Genomic DNA, 17,464 nt, shown 5'->3' with positions numbered 1-17,464 from the left:
CGCTCCCCTCCTCCCTCTTCGTCGTGCAGAACGGGGCGGCGCGGCCCCGAGCCGCCGCCCTCGCTCTTCGTCGTGCAGAACGGGGCGGCGCAGCCACTTCGCCGACGCTGCGCACCGGCTGCATTGCGTCTGCGGCTGACCGCATAGGGTGATCTGCATGACAACCGACGTGTCCGAGGATCTCGGCAAACTCCTCGACCTGCTCGACGTCGAACGACGTGAGGACGACCTGTTCATCGGACAGCACCCCGAGCAGAAGACCGCGCGCACCTTTGGCGGTCAGATGCTCGGGCAGGGCGTCGTCGCGGCGGGACGCACCCTGACCCGCGGGAACCCTCCCGTCCACGCATTGCACGCACACTTCATCCGCGGCGGCGACGTCAAGAAGCCCATGGAATACCATGTCGACCGCTTCCGCGACGGCAAGTCATTTGCCAACCGGCAGGTGACCGCGATGCAAGACGACGAGGTCATCTTCACCATGCTCGTCGCATTCCAGGACAACGCCGCGGGCCTCGAGCACGCGGTCGAGATCCCCCAGGTGCCCTATCCGGAAGAGTTGCCGCCGCTTGGTGAGCACTTCAAGGGCTTCGAAGACCGCATCGCCACCTTCGTCAACGCACTGCATCCCATCGACATCCGCTTCGCCAACGATCCTTCATGGAAGATGCGCGAAGCCGGAGAGACGTTGCGCGACAACAGAGTATGGATGAAAACCGACGGCGTCATGCCCGACGATCCGCTACTCCATGTCGCGGCGATGTGCTACGCATCGGACACCACAGTGCTCGACTCGATCATCACGACGCACGGACTTTCGTGGGGCATCGATCGCCTGTTTGCAGCAACCGTCAACCACTCGATGTGGTTCCATCGTGACTTCCGGTTCGACGAGTGGATGCTGTACGCCACGCGATCGCCGGTCGCGACCGGCTCGCGCGGGATGGGCTCGGGCCGATTCTGGAAGCGGGACGGAAACCTTGCGATTTCCGTCGTGCAAGAAGCCCTGATCAAATACTTCCCTCCGAAGGAGTGACACGTAGTGGAGCCGGGATCATGGTCGGGCCAACACCCACAGGCACCGCAATACTTACAGGGACAGGACTACACCCAGTCGCGCGAATATCCCCAGTCGCAGGAACACCCAGAGGCGCAGCAATACTCCCACAAGCAGGAGTATCCGCAGACGTTCCAGCAGTCGCAGTATCCGACCGACGCGCAGCAGGGGACAACCGAATTCTGGCTCGACTCGGGTGCCGCGCTGCCGCGACGCGAGTGGCAACACAAGACTCGCGTACCGGTCATTGTCGGGACGTCGATCGCGATGGTTGTGTTCGCTGGCCTCGCCGTGTTCGCGATTGTGCTCGGGATCAGCTACACACCCCAGTTCACTGCAATCGGAGGTGTCCCGGTCAGCTGCGAGTCATGGGAGACCACCGCCAATGGCGGCACCATTTCCGACAAAACTGTTGTCACCATCTACAGCGAAACGGGCGGAAAACTCGCGACGGCACCGCTTGAGCGCCACAGCACAGAGCAGAACCAATGCGTCCTGAGGTTCTCTGCAAAGGGTGTCGACGCCAGCAAAAGCGGCTATGTCGTGCACCTGGGAGATACCTTCGCGCAACCGGTTTCGGGTTCGGCGCTGGAGCGAGGAGTGGTTTTCCGCCCCACGTCGTGACGACTGGCGCCGTATGAGAACGACGCGCCCCCACTGCAGATGCTCAGGCTCGTGCCTGGCCCGCCAAATGTGCGACACCGATGAACACCCGAGAGTGAGACGACTGATGACCACGACAATCGCGCCGCTGACCGAAGCAGATCGACAGGACTGGGCTCCCCTGTGGGCGGGCTACCTGACGTTCTACGAGCACGAACTGAGCGAAGAACAGTCCGACCTGACCTTCGCGCGAATCCTCGACCCCGACTACCCGATGTTCGGAGCGATCGCGCGCGACGAGACCGGACGGGCGATCGGCATCGTGCACTGGCTGACGCACGCGTCAACGTGGAGCGACGCGCCCTACACGTACCTCGAAGACCTGTTCGTGGCGCCCGACGTCCGTCGGAGCGGCGCTGGGCGTGCGCTCATCGATCACGTGCTCGAGTGGACTCGCAACCAGGGGCTACCGAAGGTCTACTGGCAGACCGCACGTGACAATGCGACGGCCCGTTCGCTGTACGACACGATCGCGTCGAACGACTTCGTCGTCTACGAGGTCGAACTCACCTGAGCGGGCGTGCTGGTTGCGGCGCTGGCCTGACTGCGAGTGCGCTGCGCACACACCGCAAAGCCCCACAGAATCAGCCACACCGACATACCTCCGACCTGGATGCGCTGCGCCAGACCGAGGTAGTAGTCGCCGTGCAGGTTGTCGGCGATCAGCATCCACGCGGTGGTCACCGCGACGACGACGAGTACGCCGAGCCCGGCCGTCCGGAGTAGTGGCCAGATCCGCGGGCGCTGCCGGTAAGCCGCCACCACGCCCGCGATCATCGTGATGAAGATGGCGAACACGGCGATCGTGCTGGTCAATGCGTGTATGTGATGCAGCTGGGGGAGAAGCCCGCTCGGTTCGTACGGGCAGTCCTTGTCGACGCCGGGGATGCAATCGATGGGTGCGAGCGCGTCGGCCAATGTCGCTGCGCCGAACACGCCGAACGAGATCACAGCGATCCGCGCGTACACCCCACTCACGATCGGACGCGGCAGGAAGAGGATCAGCGCCGAGGACACCGCGAAGATCGCGGTGAGGATGTCGCCCGTCTCGTACACCGCTCGATGGGGACGGTGCGCGGCGTCGAGTTCGCTGAGGAAGCTGTTCAACGGGTCGAGCGGACTCGACCAGAAGAACTCGAGGACCCACGAGGAGTAGCAGATGCCGGCCAGTGCGATGAGGATTCCCGCGGTGATACGGCGGGTCGTCGACAACGATGGCATTCGATCAGATTAGTCCACCGAAGAACAGGCGCCTCACGCCTTACCCCGCTACTCACCCCTGCTGCGACCGGTGCACATTCACGACGACATCGCACGACGACATCGCCCGGCGCGCGTCGACGCTCGTGCGGGTCCTCGTGACCAATGCGGGTGTTGTGCGCCTCAGGGTGCGCTCGAGGTCGTCGGTGCGTCCCGAGGACAACAAACGTGCGCGCGCGTCCGAAGCGGTGTCGGGGATGATCACGAGCACATCGTCGTTACGTGCGAGTTCGGCGATATGGTCGGCGAGGATGTCGACCACAGAGTCCTCGTCCGGCGCATGCAGTTCGACCAAGTGGTCGAGGGGGTGAAACCGCCGCCACTCCGCTGCGAAGTCATCGTGCTCGCGCGGGGAGTCACCGTCGGTCGCATTCCCTGTTGCAGCGTCCCTGTCCCTCGCACTGTCCGCGTCTCCCGCAGCGTCCCCGTCTCTTGCGATGTGCCCGTCTCTTGCGACGTCACCATCGATGACGACGTGCAGCGCCATGACCTCGCGACCGAATGCGCGCGCAGCGTGCAGCGCGTCGTTGGTGGCACAGCACAGCGGTGACGAGACGGGTACGACGGCGAGACCCTGGCCGGCGAAGGAGTGTCGACGGTGTTCGCCGGGGTGTGACGTGTCGGCGGCTGTGCGAATGTCGAGTTCCCGTGTGCGTCGGTAACTTCGGGCCAGCAACGCCATCGCAGCCACGAGCAGTGCCAGGACGAGGATGACCCAGAGTGAACCCTCGCCGGCTTTCATCACGGTGAGGACCACGGCCGCGACACCGGTGAGCACGGCGCCGAAGCCGTTGAGAGCCGCGCGTCGTCGCCAACCGTGTGAACGCGTCACCGACCAGTGACGCACCAGCCCGACCTGCGCGAGCGTGAAGCCGATGAAGACGCAGATGGCGAACAACGGGACGAGGGCGTTGACGTCTCCACCCGAGACGACGATCAGCAGCGCGGATGCCCCCGCGAGGATGAGCACGCCGTTGCGGTACACGCCGTTGCGAGTCCTGCGGGTGAGCCGATGCGGTAGGTGGTCGTCGCTCGCGACAACTTTCATCAGTTGCGGCAACCCGCCGAACGACGTGTTCGCAGCCAGAGCGAGCAGCACGATTGTGGCTATCTGCACCACGTAATACATTGCGCCGCGGCCGAATACGCTCTCGGTAAGTTGTGACAGCACGGTGACGCCTGCCTGCGGGTGGATGTGCAGACGTTCCACGAGGGCGGCGATGCCGAGCATCATCGCGCCGAGGAGCACGCCGAGTGCCACCTCCGCACGCTGCGCGCGACGGATGCGATTCTCTCTGAACTGCGGCGTCGCATTGGCGATGGCTTCGACTCCGGTCAAAGCCGCACAGCCGTTGGAGAATGCCTTGAGTACCAACAGGATTCCAATGGTGCCGACGGCCTGTGAGTCGACCTGCGGGGCACTGTGGTTGCCACCGCTGACGAGGCCGACGACGATCACCGACGCGATGCTCACCACGAACACAACGGTCGGGGTGATGAAAGCCCTGGCGCTGCTGACGATTCCGCGCAGATTGACGGTTGTGATCAGGACGAGCACCGCGAGTGCAATCCAGACGGTGTACGGCCCCGCGGAGGGAAACGCGGACGTGAGTGCGGCGGTTCCGGCCGTCACCGACACGGCAACGTTGAGGACGTAGTCGATGACGAGCGACGCTGCGGCGACCAGTGATGCGCGGCGCCCGAGATGGGCTTTTGCGACAGCGTAGGCGCCGCCGCCGTCGGGGAACGCGGCGATCAGTTGCCGATAGGAGAGCACCAGCACCGCCAGGAGTACGGCGATCGCGGCGCTGACGGGAAACGTGAGTCCCAGCGCGTTGCCACCTGCCGCGGCGAGTACGAGGACGATTGCCTCGGGCCCGTAGGCGACCGACGCCATCGCATCCAACGAGAGAGCTGCCAGCCCCGTCGTCGCGGTCAGGCGACGCTTGTCGCGTTGGGGTGCAGCTTTTGGCTGGTCAGCGGAGGAGTTCGACGATGATGTCTCGTCGCGCGCCCATGCTCGCGCACGTGTTCCGGGTAGTGCCACGAAGGACGTTGTATCGCCGGAGGATGGGTGCACGAGCATCTCTGACGCTAATTTGACGCCGACCGGGCGGATATTGACGCAGCCCTACCGCAGACTGCTTCTTGCCCCAGACTGGCTTCTTACGCCAGACCGTCGTCTTACCTCAGACCGCTGTCGCCGGGCGCGGCGTGTCAGGCGGCGTGACGGTCGGCGGCGCGAACATCGGCGAGCAATCCGCCGGGATCAACAACCATGATCACGGGTCCGAGGGTGTCGCTCGCGCGCTCGATGACCGCGTCGATCTGCGTCGGATCGGCGGGATCGGCGATGACCGTCACGACCCGATCGCGCACGGCCGCATCGACGTAGGGAACGAGATCGTGACCACGAGTCCCTGCGATGGCGAGGTTCTTCCCCCGATCGAGAATCTGTCGGGCTAGCGAGTGCGCTCGAACGCTGCCGTCCATGATCAGCACGACGGTGTCGGCGTGCGCTGTGCGGATGACTGATGGTTGGTGAGTGATGGTTGTCATGTCACCATCACAGTCGCCGACGCTGCCACCCTGATGGGCGGACGCTGGCAGTCGGCTGGGACCATCGGTCGCGGCCGCATATGCTGGGCCGCCATGAACACGACACTCGACGACAACGCGCGCTGCCCGTGCGGAACCGGCCTGACCTTCGTCGAGTGCTGCGGGCCCATCCTGCGCGGAGAGCGTCGTGCCCCGACTGCCGAAGCGTTGATGCGATCCCGATTTGCCGCGTTCGCCGTCGGCGACCGAAATCACCTGCTGCGCAGCTGGCATCCCGACACCCGACCGGGAGACGTCGAGCTAGATGACGGCATGCGGTGGCTTCGTCTGGACGTCGAATCGGTGAGCGGTGGCGGTCCGTTCGACACGACAGGCACGGTCGAATTCACGGCGTTCTATCGGGCCGATGGGCGTCGCGGGCAGCTGCACGAACTCTCGACATTCAGCCGGTTCGACGGCGCCTGGGTTTACGTAGCCGGGGCGGTCGAGTAGCACAGCTTGGCGAGGTGGCGGCCGAGCGCAGACTGCGGCAGCACCGTGCGACCGACGATCCGAGCGCTCCCGAAACGGCTGTGCTCGCGCGTCTCGAGCGGGAAGGTCCGGCGACGGCGGCGCAACTCGCGCGCCGAGAAAATGTCAGCCCACAGTCGATGGGCGTCACCGTGTCTGGGCTGCAGGACGCACGCGATCGCCGAGGCGATGGGCAGGTGCGCGACGACGCCGAAATCGCGCAACTCCGAGATGTCATGCCGCTACTCGACCGTCTCGCGGACGCACTGTGAGCGCGGCGTCGACGACCATCGCGCCAGTAGAGCAAGAATCCGACTCGATCTGCGCTGCCACGGCGTCGCTTCTCCGCGGTAAGCGTCAACCAGCGGTCACGCAAGAGCGTGTCGGGTGAGCCAGTCGATCAGCGGCGCCGTCGTCCGCCAGTCGTCCCGCACGCGGTCGACCAACTCAGGCGTGTGGATCACCGCGTCGAACCCGTAGTGGTGTGACACGGTGAACGTCTTGTGTCGCAACAGTTCGATGCGCGGGTGTCCCGGGTCCCAGCCCCGTGGCGCGGTCTTGAGACGATCTCCGCCCACCTCCCAGCCGGTCGCGGTGAGATCGGCGACGATCTGTTCGAGTTCGCGGCCACGTCGATCGTCGTCGATGGCTGTGCGCATCGCGGCCAATCGCTCGGCGGAAGCGTCGTAGAAGCCGGCACCCACCATGACGCCCGGTGCGCCGATCTGGACGTAGTAGCCGGTCGCCGGTGCCACGGCAACGTAGGCACCCTGGTGGGTCTTGTAGGGCGACTTGTCTTTCGAGAACCGGACGTCGCGGTAGGGGCGGAACAGCTTCGCTTCACCGAACTCATCGGCAAGTGCGTCGGTCAGCTCACGCATCGGTGTGGCCACGGCGCTCTGATATGTCTGCTTGTGTTGTTCCCAGAAAGCCTTGCTGTTGTCGACCTCGAGGTCGTCGTAGAAATCGAGGGCGGCCTCGGGGAAGCCCTGAAAAGACATGTCCCGAGGGTACGACTCGCCGCGCCGGATCGAGGCGAACGTGTTCTATGACGATCGATGAAATGGCACGATGAAGGGGATGACGCAGCTGACGTATGAAGAGTTCGGCCGCCGGTTCTTCGAGGTCGCCGTGACTGAAGAGCGGGTGGGGTCGGCGTTCTCCGCCATCACGGGTGGATCTTTCGACGTCGGACCCATCCCGTCCGGCCCCGGTGGACTGGCTCGCGTGACCGCGCACGTCGAGATAGGCGAGCCGCGCATCGCGCGCAATGTCGGGGAACTCATCACGTTCACCGTTGAGATCATGCTGACCATCGGTCTCGTCGTCGATCTGCGAGTCGACCGCATCAAGTACGACGTCGACGGGCTGATCACACTTCCGCTGACCGTTCGTGCCGCCGAGCCGCTGGAGTTGCGGATCGACGTCACTCCGCCGCGGCCGAAAGACGTGATCGTCGGCGTCGCGTCGCACAACCTGCGTGGCGAATTCATTCGTGCCGTCGGTCAGGTCGACATCGAGATCAAGCGCTTCGTCGCTCAGCACGTGGCGGAAGAGATCGACAAGCCCGAGGTCAAAGCTGCTCGCATCATCGACGTCGGTGCCGAACTCGGTCGGGCCTTCGAAAATATGTGACCTGTCGAGAATGCGGGTACGAATCACTCACTTCTTGGTGAGCGACGATTCCTTGTGTGCGGCCTGCGATCCGGTCTTCGACGATTCGACAATCCAGTACGGGTCGTCGTCGCTCGCATTGAACTTCTGACCGTCGAAGGTGAAGGGCGATGTGCGCTTTTCCTTCGCGTGCCCGTGCGTCGGTCCCTGGGACGTATTCCATTCGACGGTGTCGTTCTTGTTGATTCCCATGAGTCGAGCATGCGCGCTCAATGGCGTCGATGGCACTCGTCGACGTGGGTGACGCGTGCTCGATACGTCGCCGACCGCCGATCGATACTCAGGTCACAGTCAGGTCGCGGCAATGCGCCCGATGGTGAGGGAGTCCAGAGTGAACTGCCGCACGCGTCCAGCGACATTCGCTTCACACATCGAGAACAGCGGCTCGGAGAACTCCTCACCGAGCACCATGTCGACGGGGCCGACGTGGCCCGTCAGACGGACGTGGATCCGCCCTTCAACGTGTGTGACGTCGATCGGCGCGAACGAGTCGATGCGGTCATCCCCGGTCTCGACACGGGCGAAGTGCTGTGCGGCCTGGACGGCATGGGGGAGTGACGTACGTCCACGCAGTAGTGAATCCACAAGGCGCCCCTGGGTGTACAGCTCGACGATGGACGCTGGGTCGACGGCGGTGTCGAGTCTTCCATAACAGAGACCATGCGGAAGGATCAGCCCTGTCGCGGCGAAGCGGTCGCCACCGAGGTGCGAGCATTCCCACGTCCATTCGGGATAGGCCGACGCGATCGACGCTGTCGCGGCCCGACCCCGAACTGCACAGCACTGGTCATGCTTCCCGTGCGCGCACACTGCGACGAGAGGTTCGGTCGATGGAGCACCGTCGGACCCGTCGAGCGCGAGGTCGAGATAGCCTGCAGGGCCGTCGACTTCGCCAGCGTGCACGCTTTCTGCTCCCGGCGTGGAGTTCACGATGAACCAACGCCACCGTGGTGTTTGCGGTCGGCGTCCCGGTCGTCGAATCGCGACAATCCGCATGCGCTGCTTCTCGACCCGACGCACGATGCGCAGACCTAGGTCGGGGTCGATGATGGACGGCGATTGCAGGAACGCCGAATGTCCCCACGCGCCACCGAGTTCGAGCAGAACCCACAGAGTTCCCGCCGATGCCGTGCCGTAGATCGGATCTCCGCGCTCCGCCGATTGCACGCTACAGGGAGGCCGACGGGTCATCCGGTTGGAACCGATCTGTCGTCGAGAACGACGACGCCCTCACGAAGCAGTCTGCGAATCAGCACCAGGCCGTCGGCGGTGTCGAGTCCCGGTAGTTCACCCGCAGCGACGGTGGCTCCGGATATTGCGGCCTCGAGTGCCTCTGTGCAGTAGTCGGGGAAGCTGATGGTCCGATCGGGAAGGTGGATTTCGGTACGGTGCAACGCACGACGGACTTCGACGACGAGGCCGTGGCGTCGACTCACCGTCGTGTGTTCGGAGAGTGAGTTGACTGCGTCGAGTGTGGCAAGCGGTCGAACTGCCACGGGTCGGGTTCGCTCGGCGTGGATCTTCGACAATCGCGCAGCGGTACTCTCGGCCAGATCTGTTGCGTTGGCCTGCAATACGTCGACAACGGCAGCAATGGTCTTGGCCGCCAGCGCCGCTGAGTCGTCGGGATCGGTGAAGTCGGTACCCATCGGCAGCGCGGTGCGTAGCGATTCGACTGTCCCGAGTTGGTCGACGACGGCCCGGACCAGGTCGAAGGCGGTGACAGCCGATACGCCGACCGTGAGATGAATCGACGTGTGGCCGAGAGCTTCCGCCGAGTGGAGCCATCCGCGCGGAAGGTACAGGGCGTCGCCGGGTTCGAGGACGGTGTCGATCACCGGCTCGTCGTGACTGCGCGCCGCGATGGCATCACGGTGATCGGTCCAGGGTTGGTCTGCGAGGGGATCGGTGTGTACCGGGGCGTGAACCCGCCAGTGTTTGCGGCCGGAGATCTGGAGTACGAAGACGTCGTGCACGTCGTAGTGGGGATCGAAACCGCGGTTTGCGGGTGGGGTGATGTAGGCGTTGGCCTGTACCGGATGTCCGAGGTCGTCGACCATCCCGCGCACAAAGTCGATGATGGGCGGCCACAGTCGGTGCAACCCCTGCAGAACGATCGTCGCACCAGAGGCGAACTGCGCCAGAACTTTTGCCGAATCGACCTGATCGGGCATCTCCGCACCGAAACCAGCCGGCCCGAGGTAGTTCTCTCTGCCTACCAGGCCGCCTTCCTTGGCCATCCGGATGAACGGTGCACGCACCCCGCGCTCGGCGATCAACTCGTCGACGCTGCGCGGCGAGAGAAGATCGTCGAAGTCGCGGGGGAGCGCGTCCGATCTGCTGAGCAGAGGACGCCGACCCCAGTGATCACGCGCAAACGTGTCGGGGTCGATGGCGATGCAGCGGCTCAGCATTGTCGTCACTCAGGCGGTGCCGTCTGCGCCGCCGTCGTGTCCACCGGGGTTGGAGCCGCCGTCGGCTGGTCCTTCGCCGGGTGAGGCGGTGCCGTCTGCGCCGCCGTCGTGTCCGCCGGGGTTGGAGCCGCCGTCGGCTGGTCCTTCGCCGGGTGAGGCGGTGCCGTCTGCACCGCCGTCGTGTCCGCCGGGATTCGAGCCGCCATCGGCAGGACCTTCGCCCCCTGGGCTGGAGGTGGTGATGTCGTCGTCGTCGAGTGCCATGGGTAAACCCTTTCCTCGTTGGGAGTCACTCGGTTGGGGACTCCACACTCCACTATGTCGACATGTGACGCTCTTGACGAGGATTCGTCGACGAGGGTCGAAGTTCGTTACTGCGCCGAGATGGCGGTTCCTGCAAGATCACGATGATCCGAACGTGGCACTCTGTAGCGATGGATCTATGGTTTGAGGCCGCTCGTGACACCGCTGATCGGTGCTGGGACGGCATTCTCGCCACGCTGGACGGCGTGACCGACGCCGACCTCAACAGCAAACTGCCGGTCGCGGGCTCCAACGCGCCGTACGCGATTGTCCACCACTGCATCGAGATGACCCGCTGGTGGCTGGGAACATTCGGCTGCGGATTGGACCTGCCCCGTGATCGATCGGGGGAGTTCGAGGCCATCGGAACGCGCGACGATCTCGTCGTGCGCATCGCGCGGGTCCGCGCCGACGTGGATGTGTGGGCGACGCGCATGGTGCGCGACGGAATCGCGGGCCGCGATGCACGCGGAACACGCGCGAATGTCGACCTCGACACCGTCACGCCGCAGTGGGTTGTGCTGCACGTTGTCCATGAGCTTGCCCAGCACCTGGGCCAGTTGCAGGTAACGCGCGATCTGTTGAGCGCCTGAATCAGTACCGCGGATTCTGCTTGAGTCCGAATCGCGGACAACTGGTCGATCAGCCTGTCCGTCATCGGTTCTCGATAGCTCGAAAGTATCTTCGACTTTTCCTCGACGTTTGTCCGTATCGTCGGGTAGTGTAGAACACATATTCGATACGACGTGGGGCGGGGGTGGCGGCACGTGAACAGCAACAGCGACAGCGGGAATGGCCGTGCGCCTTCGGCGCACTGGCGGGCGCAATGCCCACCAGCGACACCCTGCGCCTCAGCGCGCGGGTCGACATCCAATGGAACCTCGCTGATCCACCCGACCCCGACCCACCCACAGACCCCGACGCGCCAACAGGTCCGGCCCCACCAACCAGCCCCTGGTGGCTCGGCGACGTCGACCCACCCGGAGGCGTCGACCCACCCTTGGCCGACGCCGCCTGACCACCGCGTCACCTGACCGACGTGCCAACCCGGCCGGCGCACCCATCCGCTAGCCCGGGCGGACCGTCGAATCCGGTTGCGCCGCAACCCGTCCACACCCCGCCACCACACCCCGGTGGCGGGGCAGACGTGATTGCCCTGCGGGCAGGTCCGAAAGCGTCCGAATAGACGGAGTGTGGTCAGATGCCGTCCACGGTCACGTATTCGGCGTTGGCAGCGCCGTTCGATGACGTCGCGATCGCTGTCACGAGTGCGCCGTACGGGATGCGCCACGCGGAGTGTTGTCGCGTGAGCTCGGCTGCGGGAATCTCGATCGAGGCTGTGAAGCTCGATCCCTCGCGGTCGACTGGAACAGCATCTCCGTCGACGAAGACCTGCAGCAGGTCGGCGTCGGACGAGCCTGAGACCTCAATGACCGTTACCCGCGCATCGCGTCGAGCGGACGCTGTCAGTTCGAGCGCGGGGAGGTCGCCGTCGGAGACGACGCCTGGGCGTCTGAGCGGCGGCAGCTCCGGCGTCGAGGGCGGAGCGGTGCGGCGTCGAGAGGCGTGCTCGTAGGCCCAGCCGTAGGTGAGGAGTGCGTTGTCGTCGTAAGCGCGCCCGGCGAATGTCAGGTTCACGGGCATTCCAATGTCGCTCATAGTGCCCATCGTGACGTTGACGGTCGGAACGCCATAGTGCCGAATCATGGTGTTGCCGGTCGACACCCACACTCCGTTGGCCATGGCGCGTTCGTGCGATGCCGCATTGATGTCGGCGTCCGCAGGTCCGACGTCGAGCGCAGAAGGGAACACCAGCGCGTCGAGGCCGAGTTCGTCGAGCCATTCCTCGAGGTCGACACGACGCAGTTCCTCGAGCCCGCGGACGCCCTCGGCCAGATCTGGAATCTCCTCGAGCGTTGGGATTCCGTGTGCGGCGCGCTCGGGGTACGCGCTGATGTCCAGGTTGTACCGCGCGTAATAGCCGTGCAGCTCATCGGGAATCGCGCCGTCGGGCAGCGGGAAGATCAACGACCCCTCGACGTCGGCGAGGCGGTTCAGTGCGGGGTCGCCGTTGGCCTGCAAGAAGTCGTTCCACGACCAGACGGTGAGGTCCCACATCTCGGCGTCGAAGAATCCCTCCGGCAGGATTCCGCGGGCATAGCCGTCGCGGGCGTCGGGTCGGTCGAGTTCGTAGTTGGTCAGGGCGGGGAAGTCGACGTCGACCACTTCGGCGCCCGCTGCCTCCAGATCTTCCCGCGCGCGGTTCCACAGCTCGATGACCGAGGGTCGTGGTGTGATCGGCCAGCCCGCGTCGGGGTCGTCTCCCAGGATGATTCGGGGTATCCCGAAACGTTTTCCTCGCAATGCATTGTCATCGCGGAGTTCCAGATACGACTCGGGCCGCACCGACGACGCTGCGGGCAACTCCACCCACGGCTGCGTGCGCCAGAAGTCGCCTCGGGTGTCGGCGTCATCGGCGACGAGAACATCGAGCAGTGCGAGCATGTCGTCGACCGTACGTGTATGCGGCACAACGACATCCATTGTTGGTGTCAGAGGCCAGTTGCCGCGCACCGAGATCACGCCGCGCGACGGCGTGTACGCGACGAGCGCGTTGTTCGACGCGGGGGAGCGGCCACTCGACCACGTTTCCTCGCCGAGGCCGAAAGCCGCCAGGCTCGCAGTCGTCGACGCACCGGAACCGTTCGACGAGCCGGACAGGTACGCGGCCGCGAGATAGTCACTGTTGTAAGGACTCTCGGCCCTCCCGTATACGCCACGCTGCATACCACCATTGGCCATCGGAGGCATGTTGGTGAGACCGAGGCAGATGGCTCCGGCGCTTCGCAGGCGTTCAACGGCAAATGCGTCTGAACCCGCGACAAGATGTGCGAACGCCGGCGACCCCGACGCCACGGTGAGGCCCTTCACCCGGTAACTGTCCTTCGCGGTGTACGGGATGCCGTCGAACGGCCCGTACGCCTCGCCACGGGCACGGCGTTCGTCCGATGCGCGCGCTTCGTCGAACATCGTCGGATTGAGAACGGGAATCGCGTTGAGCGTCAACCCATGTCGATCGTATCGACCGATGCGATTCAGATACCCGCAGACGAGTTCGACGCTGGTGACCGCGCCTGATTCCAGCGCGGCACTCAGTTCGGATATCGATGCCTCCACCAGTGGTGGGGTTTGTGCCGGGGACGTCATGACGTGGCGCCGACGGCCGGTTGTTGCTGGGTGATGCAGTGGATTCCACCGCCGCGCGCCAGGATCTCGCGGGCGTCGATGGTCACCACACGCCGGCCGGGGTAGACCGACGCCAGGATCTCGGCTGCGCGCGCGTCGGCCTCCGGTTCACCGTAACCACATGCGACGACACCACCATTGACGACGAGGTGGTTGATGTAGCTGTAGTCGACGAAGCCCTCGGAGTCCCGGATCGTTTCGGGAGCGGGCAGATCGACGATGTTCCACGATCGCCCGGCTGCGTCGGTGGTGCCTTCGAAGAACCCGCGCAAACCCTTGGTGACTGCGTGGTCGGGATGGTCGGGATTCGGCTGATGGTGGAGCAGCAGCGTCCCGGGGGAGGGGATGGTCGCGACCATGTCGACGTGACCGCGCGTGCCGAACCGCTCGTAGTCGCGGGTCAGACCGCGGGGGAGCCAGATGACCTTCCGTGCGCCGATCGTGCGCTCGAGCTCGGCTTCGATCGTCTCGCGCGTGGCGTAGGGGTTGCGGTAGGGGTCGAGTTGGACGGTCTCGGTGACGAGTACGGTGCCCTCGCCGTCGACGTGGATGGCGCCACCCTCCTGGACGAGCATCGAGCTGACAACGGGGACACCAGCCCGGCCCGCGACCACGCGCCCGATCTGACGATCGTTGGTCCACTCGGCCCACTCCTGTGCGCCCCAACCGTTGAACGTCCATGTGACAGCGCCGAGTTGGCCGGCGTCGTCGATGACGAAGGTCGGTCCGATGTCGCGCATCCACGAGTCGTCGAGCGGTGCTTCGACGATCTCGATCTCCTCCGAGAGCAGGGCGCGCGCACGCGTCGTCTCGGTCGGGTCGACGACCATGATGACCTTCTCGAACTGCGCGACCGTATTGGCAACCTCGCTCCACGCGGCGTACGCGGTCTCGGCGTCGGCCGCGCTCTCGGCGAGGGTGGTGTTGGTCCGTGGAAACGCCATCCACACACGCTCGTGGGGGGCCGTCTCGGCGGGCATTGTCCAGGACATATCGGTGCCTTTCGTTATTGATCGAACAATCAATAACTAGAACGGTAAGGGGTGTGGGCCGGGTCGTCAAGTGGAACGAGCAAATTATTGATCTTGTGATCAATAGCGGTTGACTCCATGATGGCCAGGCACGATGATCGCTGAGTGATGGTCTCGAAGAGTCGGACGCGTGCACCCCGCAAGTCGCCTGAGGAACGGGCCGACGAAATCCGCTCCGCCGCGTGTCAGGTCGCTCGTGTCGATGGGCTTCCGGGGCTGACGTTGAGGTCTGTCGGCGCACAGGCAGGCGTTGCACCTGCGCTCGTCGCCCATTACGAGCCGAGTATGGACGAGCTCGTCGCGTCGACATTCGAGGCAATCACCAGCGCCGAGGTCGACGAGATCGCCGAACTCATTGCCGATGATCCGAACGCGACGTCGAAGCTGAGGAACTTGATTACGACGCTGACCGAGCCTGGCCGCGACGACGTCACGATCGTCTGGGCGGACGCCTTCAGCCTCGGCAGGGTCAATCACCCTCTCGCCGCGGCTGTTCGGGATGTGATGGGTCGCTGGCAGTCACTGGTGTCCGAGCTCATCATCGAGGGTGTCGACGCGGGTGAGTTCGTCACCGACGATGCGGCCGACGTCGCGTGGCAGTTCCTCGGAATGATCGATGGCGTCAACTCGCACGCACTGGTGCACTACGCGGGTGCTCCCGACAGAGGGCGTCTCGTTCGACGCGCGATGGAGAACGAGCTCGGCCTCGAACGCGGCACTCTGCAGCCGGGCGGGGGACAGCAGGGCGGGGCAGTAGGGCCGGGGGACAGCAGCGCGGGCTAGAACATCACAGCTGGTCGAGCCTGCCCGACAGTCGTTCGACCGTTCGAAACAGCGCGGCGTGATCGAGGTCGCCGTCGCCGTTGGCCCGCGCCGACGCCATGAGCGTCGCGACGAGGGAGCCGATCGGAAGAGCCAATCCTGCCTCACGAGCGGAAGCGGTGACGATCCCGAGATCCTTGTGGTGCAGGTCGATTCGCGCTCCCGGTGTGAAGTCTCTGTCGATCATCCGGTGTGCCTTGTGGTTGAGCACAGTCGACCCCGCGAGTCCTCCGCCGAGGACGTCGACCGCTGCCGTGGTCTGTACCCCGTTGGCCTCGAGGTAGACGAGTGCCTCGGCGAGTGCGGCGATATTGGCGGCCACGATCAGTTGATTGGCCGCTTTGACCAATTGTCCACTGCCGCTTGGGCCTACGTGTACGACGGTCGAACCGACAGCACGCAAGAGGGGTGATGCGGCATCGAATGCCTTTTCCGAGCCGCCGGCCATGATCGACAGAGTGGCATTGACCGCGCCCTCTTCGCCGCCCGACACCGGTGCGTCGAGGAATGTGTAGCCGTGCGCCGAGGCCTCGTCGGACAACCGGACCGCGACGTCGGGTCTGATGGTCGAGAAGTCGACGATGACCGTGCCAGGACTGACATGTGTGAACACGCCATCGGGCCCAGTCAGCGCCTGCTCGACATCGGGGGAGTCGGGGAGCACGGTGGCAACGATGTCGGCATCGGCGACCGCTTCCGCGATGGACTCTGCCGCGGTTCCACCGGCGTCGATGAGTGCAGCGGCCTTCGACGCTGTGCGGTTGTAGCCGACGACGCGATGCCCAGCGCGAACCGTGTTGATCGACATTGGACTGCCCATCACGCCGAGTCCGATGAACGCGATGGTTGCCATGAGGGTGCTCCTCCGTGGTGTGGTGATATGAATGCCGCTTGTTTCAGTGTGCGCCGTTGGTGAACGCCGCGAGCCACGCGAACGGGTCGACCAGTGTCTGTCGATACTCGAGACTGATCCATCCCGGATACCCGGCTTCGTCGAGCGTGTCGAGATATCGCGCGAAGTCCATTGTGCCCGTGCCTGGTTCGCCGCGGCCAGGGGCGTCGGCGATCTGTACATGGCCGATCCGGCCGGTGTGGCGCGAGAGCACGTGGTCGAGATCGTCGCCATTCGTCGACAGGTGATACAGATCGGCGAGGAGTGCGACGTTGTCTATCCGGTGCTCGCGTCGAACGGCGTCGGACACTGCGAGCGCATCGTCGGCAAGGCGGAGCGGATAGTCCGGGATCGCACTGAGTGGTTCGAGGAGGATCTGTGCGCCGATCGTCGCAGCGGCACGAGCCGCGACGGCAAGGTTGTCGACTGCCAGTGAGTCTTGTTCGGCCACATCGAGTCCTGCCATGCGGTTGCCGTAGAGCGCATTGAAACCGACGGTGCGCAGTCGTGCGCCGATGCCGACCGCAACGTCGATGCTCTCGACGAACTCGCGCGTCCTGGGCGGATGCGACAGCAGCCCGCGCTCGCCCGCCGCGAGATCACCCGCGGCGAGGTTGAGGTGGGTGAGACGTACCCCAGCGTCGTCGATTGCCGACACGAACTCGTCGACCTCTCGATCGGCAGGGACGGCGTCGTCGAATGGCCACCAGAATTCGACGGCGTCGAAGCCCGCATCTCGCGCTGCCTGCGGTCGACGCAGCAGCGGTAGGTCGGTGAACAGCATCGAGCAGTTCACGGTCAGCCGTTGGGGGTTCATCGTGGCTACCTCGTGTGGGCTCAACTCGGCTGGCGTGACGTTGCTCGCGACTGTTCCACCGCCGTTGGTGGGCGTCTCATGAACAACTAGCCTTGCTGAGGTTGTCAAGGCCAATCTAACGGTCTCGGTGTCGCCACCCTCACCGAGGGACTTGCTGTCCGTACTCGGCGCGGCCTGAGTTCGTGGCTGTCGACCGTTTAGTAGAGTTTGCCTCCG

General features: G+C 64.8%; 21 protein-coding genes. 9 read left to right on the top strand and 12 right to left on the bottom strand.

Annotation, left to right across the window (positions count from 1 at the left end):
* Positions 1-157 precede the first annotated feature (157 nt).
* From B3T59_RS09220 to B3T59_RS09210, 3 genes are all read left to right on the top strand, one after another.
* Positions 158-1,036, top strand: a complete 879-nt coding sequence (locus B3T59_RS09220) for an acyl-CoA thioesterase (protein WP_287002073.1) — start codon at positions 158-160, stop codon at positions 1,034-1,036.
* Between the two features lie 6 nt (positions 1,037-1,042).
* Positions 1,043-1,681: a hypothetical protein gene (locus B3T59_RS09215; protein WP_287002072.1), complete on the top strand. Its 639-nt coding sequence runs from the start codon at positions 1,043-1,045 to the stop codon at positions 1,679-1,681.
* A 106-nt stretch (positions 1,682-1,787) separates the two neighbouring features.
* Entirely contained in the window at positions 1,788-2,234 is a 447-nt protein-coding gene (locus B3T59_RS09210; protein ID WP_005208843.1) for a GNAT family N-acetyltransferase, read from the top strand.
* Here the strand turns inward: B3T59_RS09210 and B3T59_RS09205 are convergent.
* From B3T59_RS09205 to B3T59_RS09195, 3 genes are all read right to left on the bottom strand, one after another.
* A complete protein-coding gene (locus B3T59_RS09205; RefSeq protein ID WP_064862021.1) occupies positions 2,213-2,941 on the bottom strand; it encodes a DUF998 domain-containing protein in 729 nt (242 codons plus the stop codon). The two genes, B3T59_RS09210 and B3T59_RS09205, sit on opposite strands and share 22 nt — an antisense overlap.
* Positions 2,942-2,993: 52 nt before the next feature.
* Positions 2,994-5,066 carry an APC family permease gene (locus B3T59_RS09200; protein ID WP_376782670.1) on the bottom strand — a complete coding sequence of 691 codons (2,073 nt, stop codon included), beginning with the start codon at positions 5,064-5,066 and terminating at the stop codon, positions 2,994-2,996.
* Positions 5,067-5,197: 131 nt separating this feature from the next.
* Entirely contained in the window at positions 5,198-5,539 is a 342-nt protein-coding gene (locus B3T59_RS09195; RefSeq protein ID WP_064862020.1) for a hypothetical protein, read from the bottom strand.
* A gap of 93 nt (positions 5,540-5,632) precedes the next feature.
* On the opposite strand from B3T59_RS09195, the gene B3T59_RS09190 reads away from it, so the two are divergent.
* Both B3T59_RS09190 and B3T59_RS09185 read left to right on the top strand, forming a co-directional pair.
* Entirely contained in the window at positions 5,633-6,031 is a 399-nt protein-coding gene (locus B3T59_RS09190; protein ID WP_287002070.1) for a YchJ family protein, read from the top strand.
* Between the two features lie 14 nt (positions 6,032-6,045).
* Positions 6,046-6,321 carry a hypothetical protein gene (locus B3T59_RS09185; RefSeq protein WP_287002069.1) on the top strand — a complete coding sequence of 92 codons (276 nt, stop codon included), beginning with the start codon at positions 6,046-6,048 and terminating at the stop codon, positions 6,319-6,321.
* A gap of 96 nt (positions 6,322-6,417) precedes the next feature.
* Here B3T59_RS09185 and B3T59_RS09180 read toward each other — a convergent pair whose 3' ends face one another.
* Positions 6,418-7,050 (bottom strand): DUF2461 domain-containing protein, encoded by a 633-nt coding sequence (locus tag B3T59_RS09180; RefSeq protein ID WP_287002068.1) that lies wholly within the window; start codon positions 7,048-7,050, stop codon positions 6,418-6,420.
* 79 nt (positions 7,051-7,129) lie between these two features.
* On the opposite strand from B3T59_RS09180, the gene B3T59_RS09175 reads away from it, so the two are divergent.
* Positions 7,130-7,684, top strand: coding sequence for a hypothetical protein (locus tag B3T59_RS09175; protein ID WP_287002067.1), 555 nt, complete (start codon positions 7,130-7,132; stop codon positions 7,682-7,684).
* Between the two features lie 27 nt (positions 7,685-7,711).
* Here B3T59_RS09175 and B3T59_RS09170 read toward each other — a convergent pair whose 3' ends face one another.
* The 4 genes from B3T59_RS09170 to B3T59_RS09155 all read right to left on the bottom strand — a co-directional run bounded on the left by B3T59_RS09170 (position 7,712) and on the right by B3T59_RS09155 (position 10,401).
* Entirely contained in the window at positions 7,712-7,915 is a 204-nt protein-coding gene (locus tag B3T59_RS09170) for a DUF2945 domain-containing protein (protein WP_005208831.1), read from the bottom strand.
* A 99-nt stretch (positions 7,916-8,014) separates the two neighbouring features.
* A complete protein-coding gene (locus B3T59_RS09165; RefSeq protein WP_287002066.1) occupies positions 8,015-8,914 on the bottom strand; it encodes a sucrase ferredoxin in 900 nt (299 codons plus the stop codon).
* On the bottom strand, positions 8,911-10,137 hold the full coding sequence (locus tag B3T59_RS09160; RefSeq protein WP_287002065.1) for a cupin domain-containing protein: 1,227 nt from the start codon (positions 10,135-10,137) through the stop codon (positions 8,911-8,913). Before B3T59_RS09160 ends, B3T59_RS09165 begins: the two co-directional genes overlap by 4 nt.
* Before the next feature lie 9 nt (positions 10,138-10,146).
* Positions 10,147-10,401: a BatC protein gene (locus B3T59_RS09155; protein WP_251723641.1), complete on the bottom strand. Its 255-nt coding sequence runs from the start codon at positions 10,399-10,401 to the stop codon at positions 10,147-10,149.
* A 170-nt stretch (positions 10,402-10,571) separates the two neighbouring features.
* Between B3T59_RS09155 and B3T59_RS09150 the strand changes: the two genes are divergently transcribed.
* Together B3T59_RS09150 and B3T59_RS09145 are read left to right on the top strand one after the other, a co-directional pair.
* Positions 10,572-11,033: a DUF664 domain-containing protein gene (locus B3T59_RS09150; RefSeq protein WP_251723642.1), complete on the top strand. Its 462-nt coding sequence runs from the start codon at positions 10,572-10,574 to the stop codon at positions 11,031-11,033.
* Positions 11,034-11,197: 164 nt separating this feature from the next.
* Entirely contained in the window at positions 11,198-11,458 is a 261-nt protein-coding gene (locus B3T59_RS09145) for a hypothetical protein (protein WP_287002064.1), read from the top strand.
* Between the two features lie 179 nt (positions 11,459-11,637).
* Here B3T59_RS09145 and B3T59_RS09140 read toward each other — a convergent pair whose 3' ends face one another.
* Together B3T59_RS09140 and B3T59_RS09135 are read right to left on the bottom strand one after the other, a co-directional pair.
* On the bottom strand, positions 11,638-13,647 hold the full coding sequence (locus B3T59_RS09140; protein ID WP_287002063.1) for an amidase: 2,010 nt from the start codon (positions 13,645-13,647) through the stop codon (positions 11,638-11,640).
* Positions 13,644-14,678 carry an agmatine deiminase family protein gene (locus B3T59_RS09135; protein ID WP_039856935.1) on the bottom strand — a complete coding sequence of 345 codons (1,035 nt, stop codon included), beginning with the start codon at positions 14,676-14,678 and terminating at the stop codon, positions 13,644-13,646. Before B3T59_RS09135 ends, B3T59_RS09140 begins: the two co-directional genes overlap by 4 nt.
* Positions 14,679-14,825: 147 nt before the next feature.
* Between B3T59_RS09135 and B3T59_RS09130 the strand changes: the two genes are divergently transcribed.
* Complete coding sequence (locus B3T59_RS09130) at positions 14,826-15,500, top strand: TetR/AcrR family transcriptional regulator (RefSeq protein ID WP_287002062.1); 675 nt, start codon at positions 14,826-14,828, stop codon at positions 15,498-15,500.
* A gap of 4 nt (positions 15,501-15,504) precedes the next feature.
* Here the strand turns inward: B3T59_RS09130 and B3T59_RS09125 are convergent, their stop codons facing one another.
* Entirely contained in the window at positions 15,505-16,392 is an 888-nt protein-coding gene (locus B3T59_RS09125) for a 2-hydroxy-3-oxopropionate reductase (RefSeq protein WP_287002061.1), read from the bottom strand.
* A gap of 43 nt (positions 16,393-16,435) precedes the next feature.
* On the bottom strand, positions 16,436-17,248 hold the full coding sequence (locus B3T59_RS09120) for a hydroxypyruvate isomerase family protein (RefSeq protein WP_287002060.1): 813 nt from the start codon (positions 17,246-17,248) through the stop codon (positions 16,436-16,438).
* Between the last annotated feature and the right edge of the window lie 216 nt (positions 17,249-17,464).

This window comes from Gordonia sp. UBA7860 (assembly GCF_002500165.1).
Taxonomy (GTDB): domain Bacteria; phylum Actinomycetota; class Actinomycetes; order Mycobacteriales; family Mycobacteriaceae; genus Gordonia; species Gordonia sputi.
The sequence above is the reverse complement of the archived record's forward strand: the minus strand, read 5'-3'. Positions and strand labels throughout refer to the sequence as shown.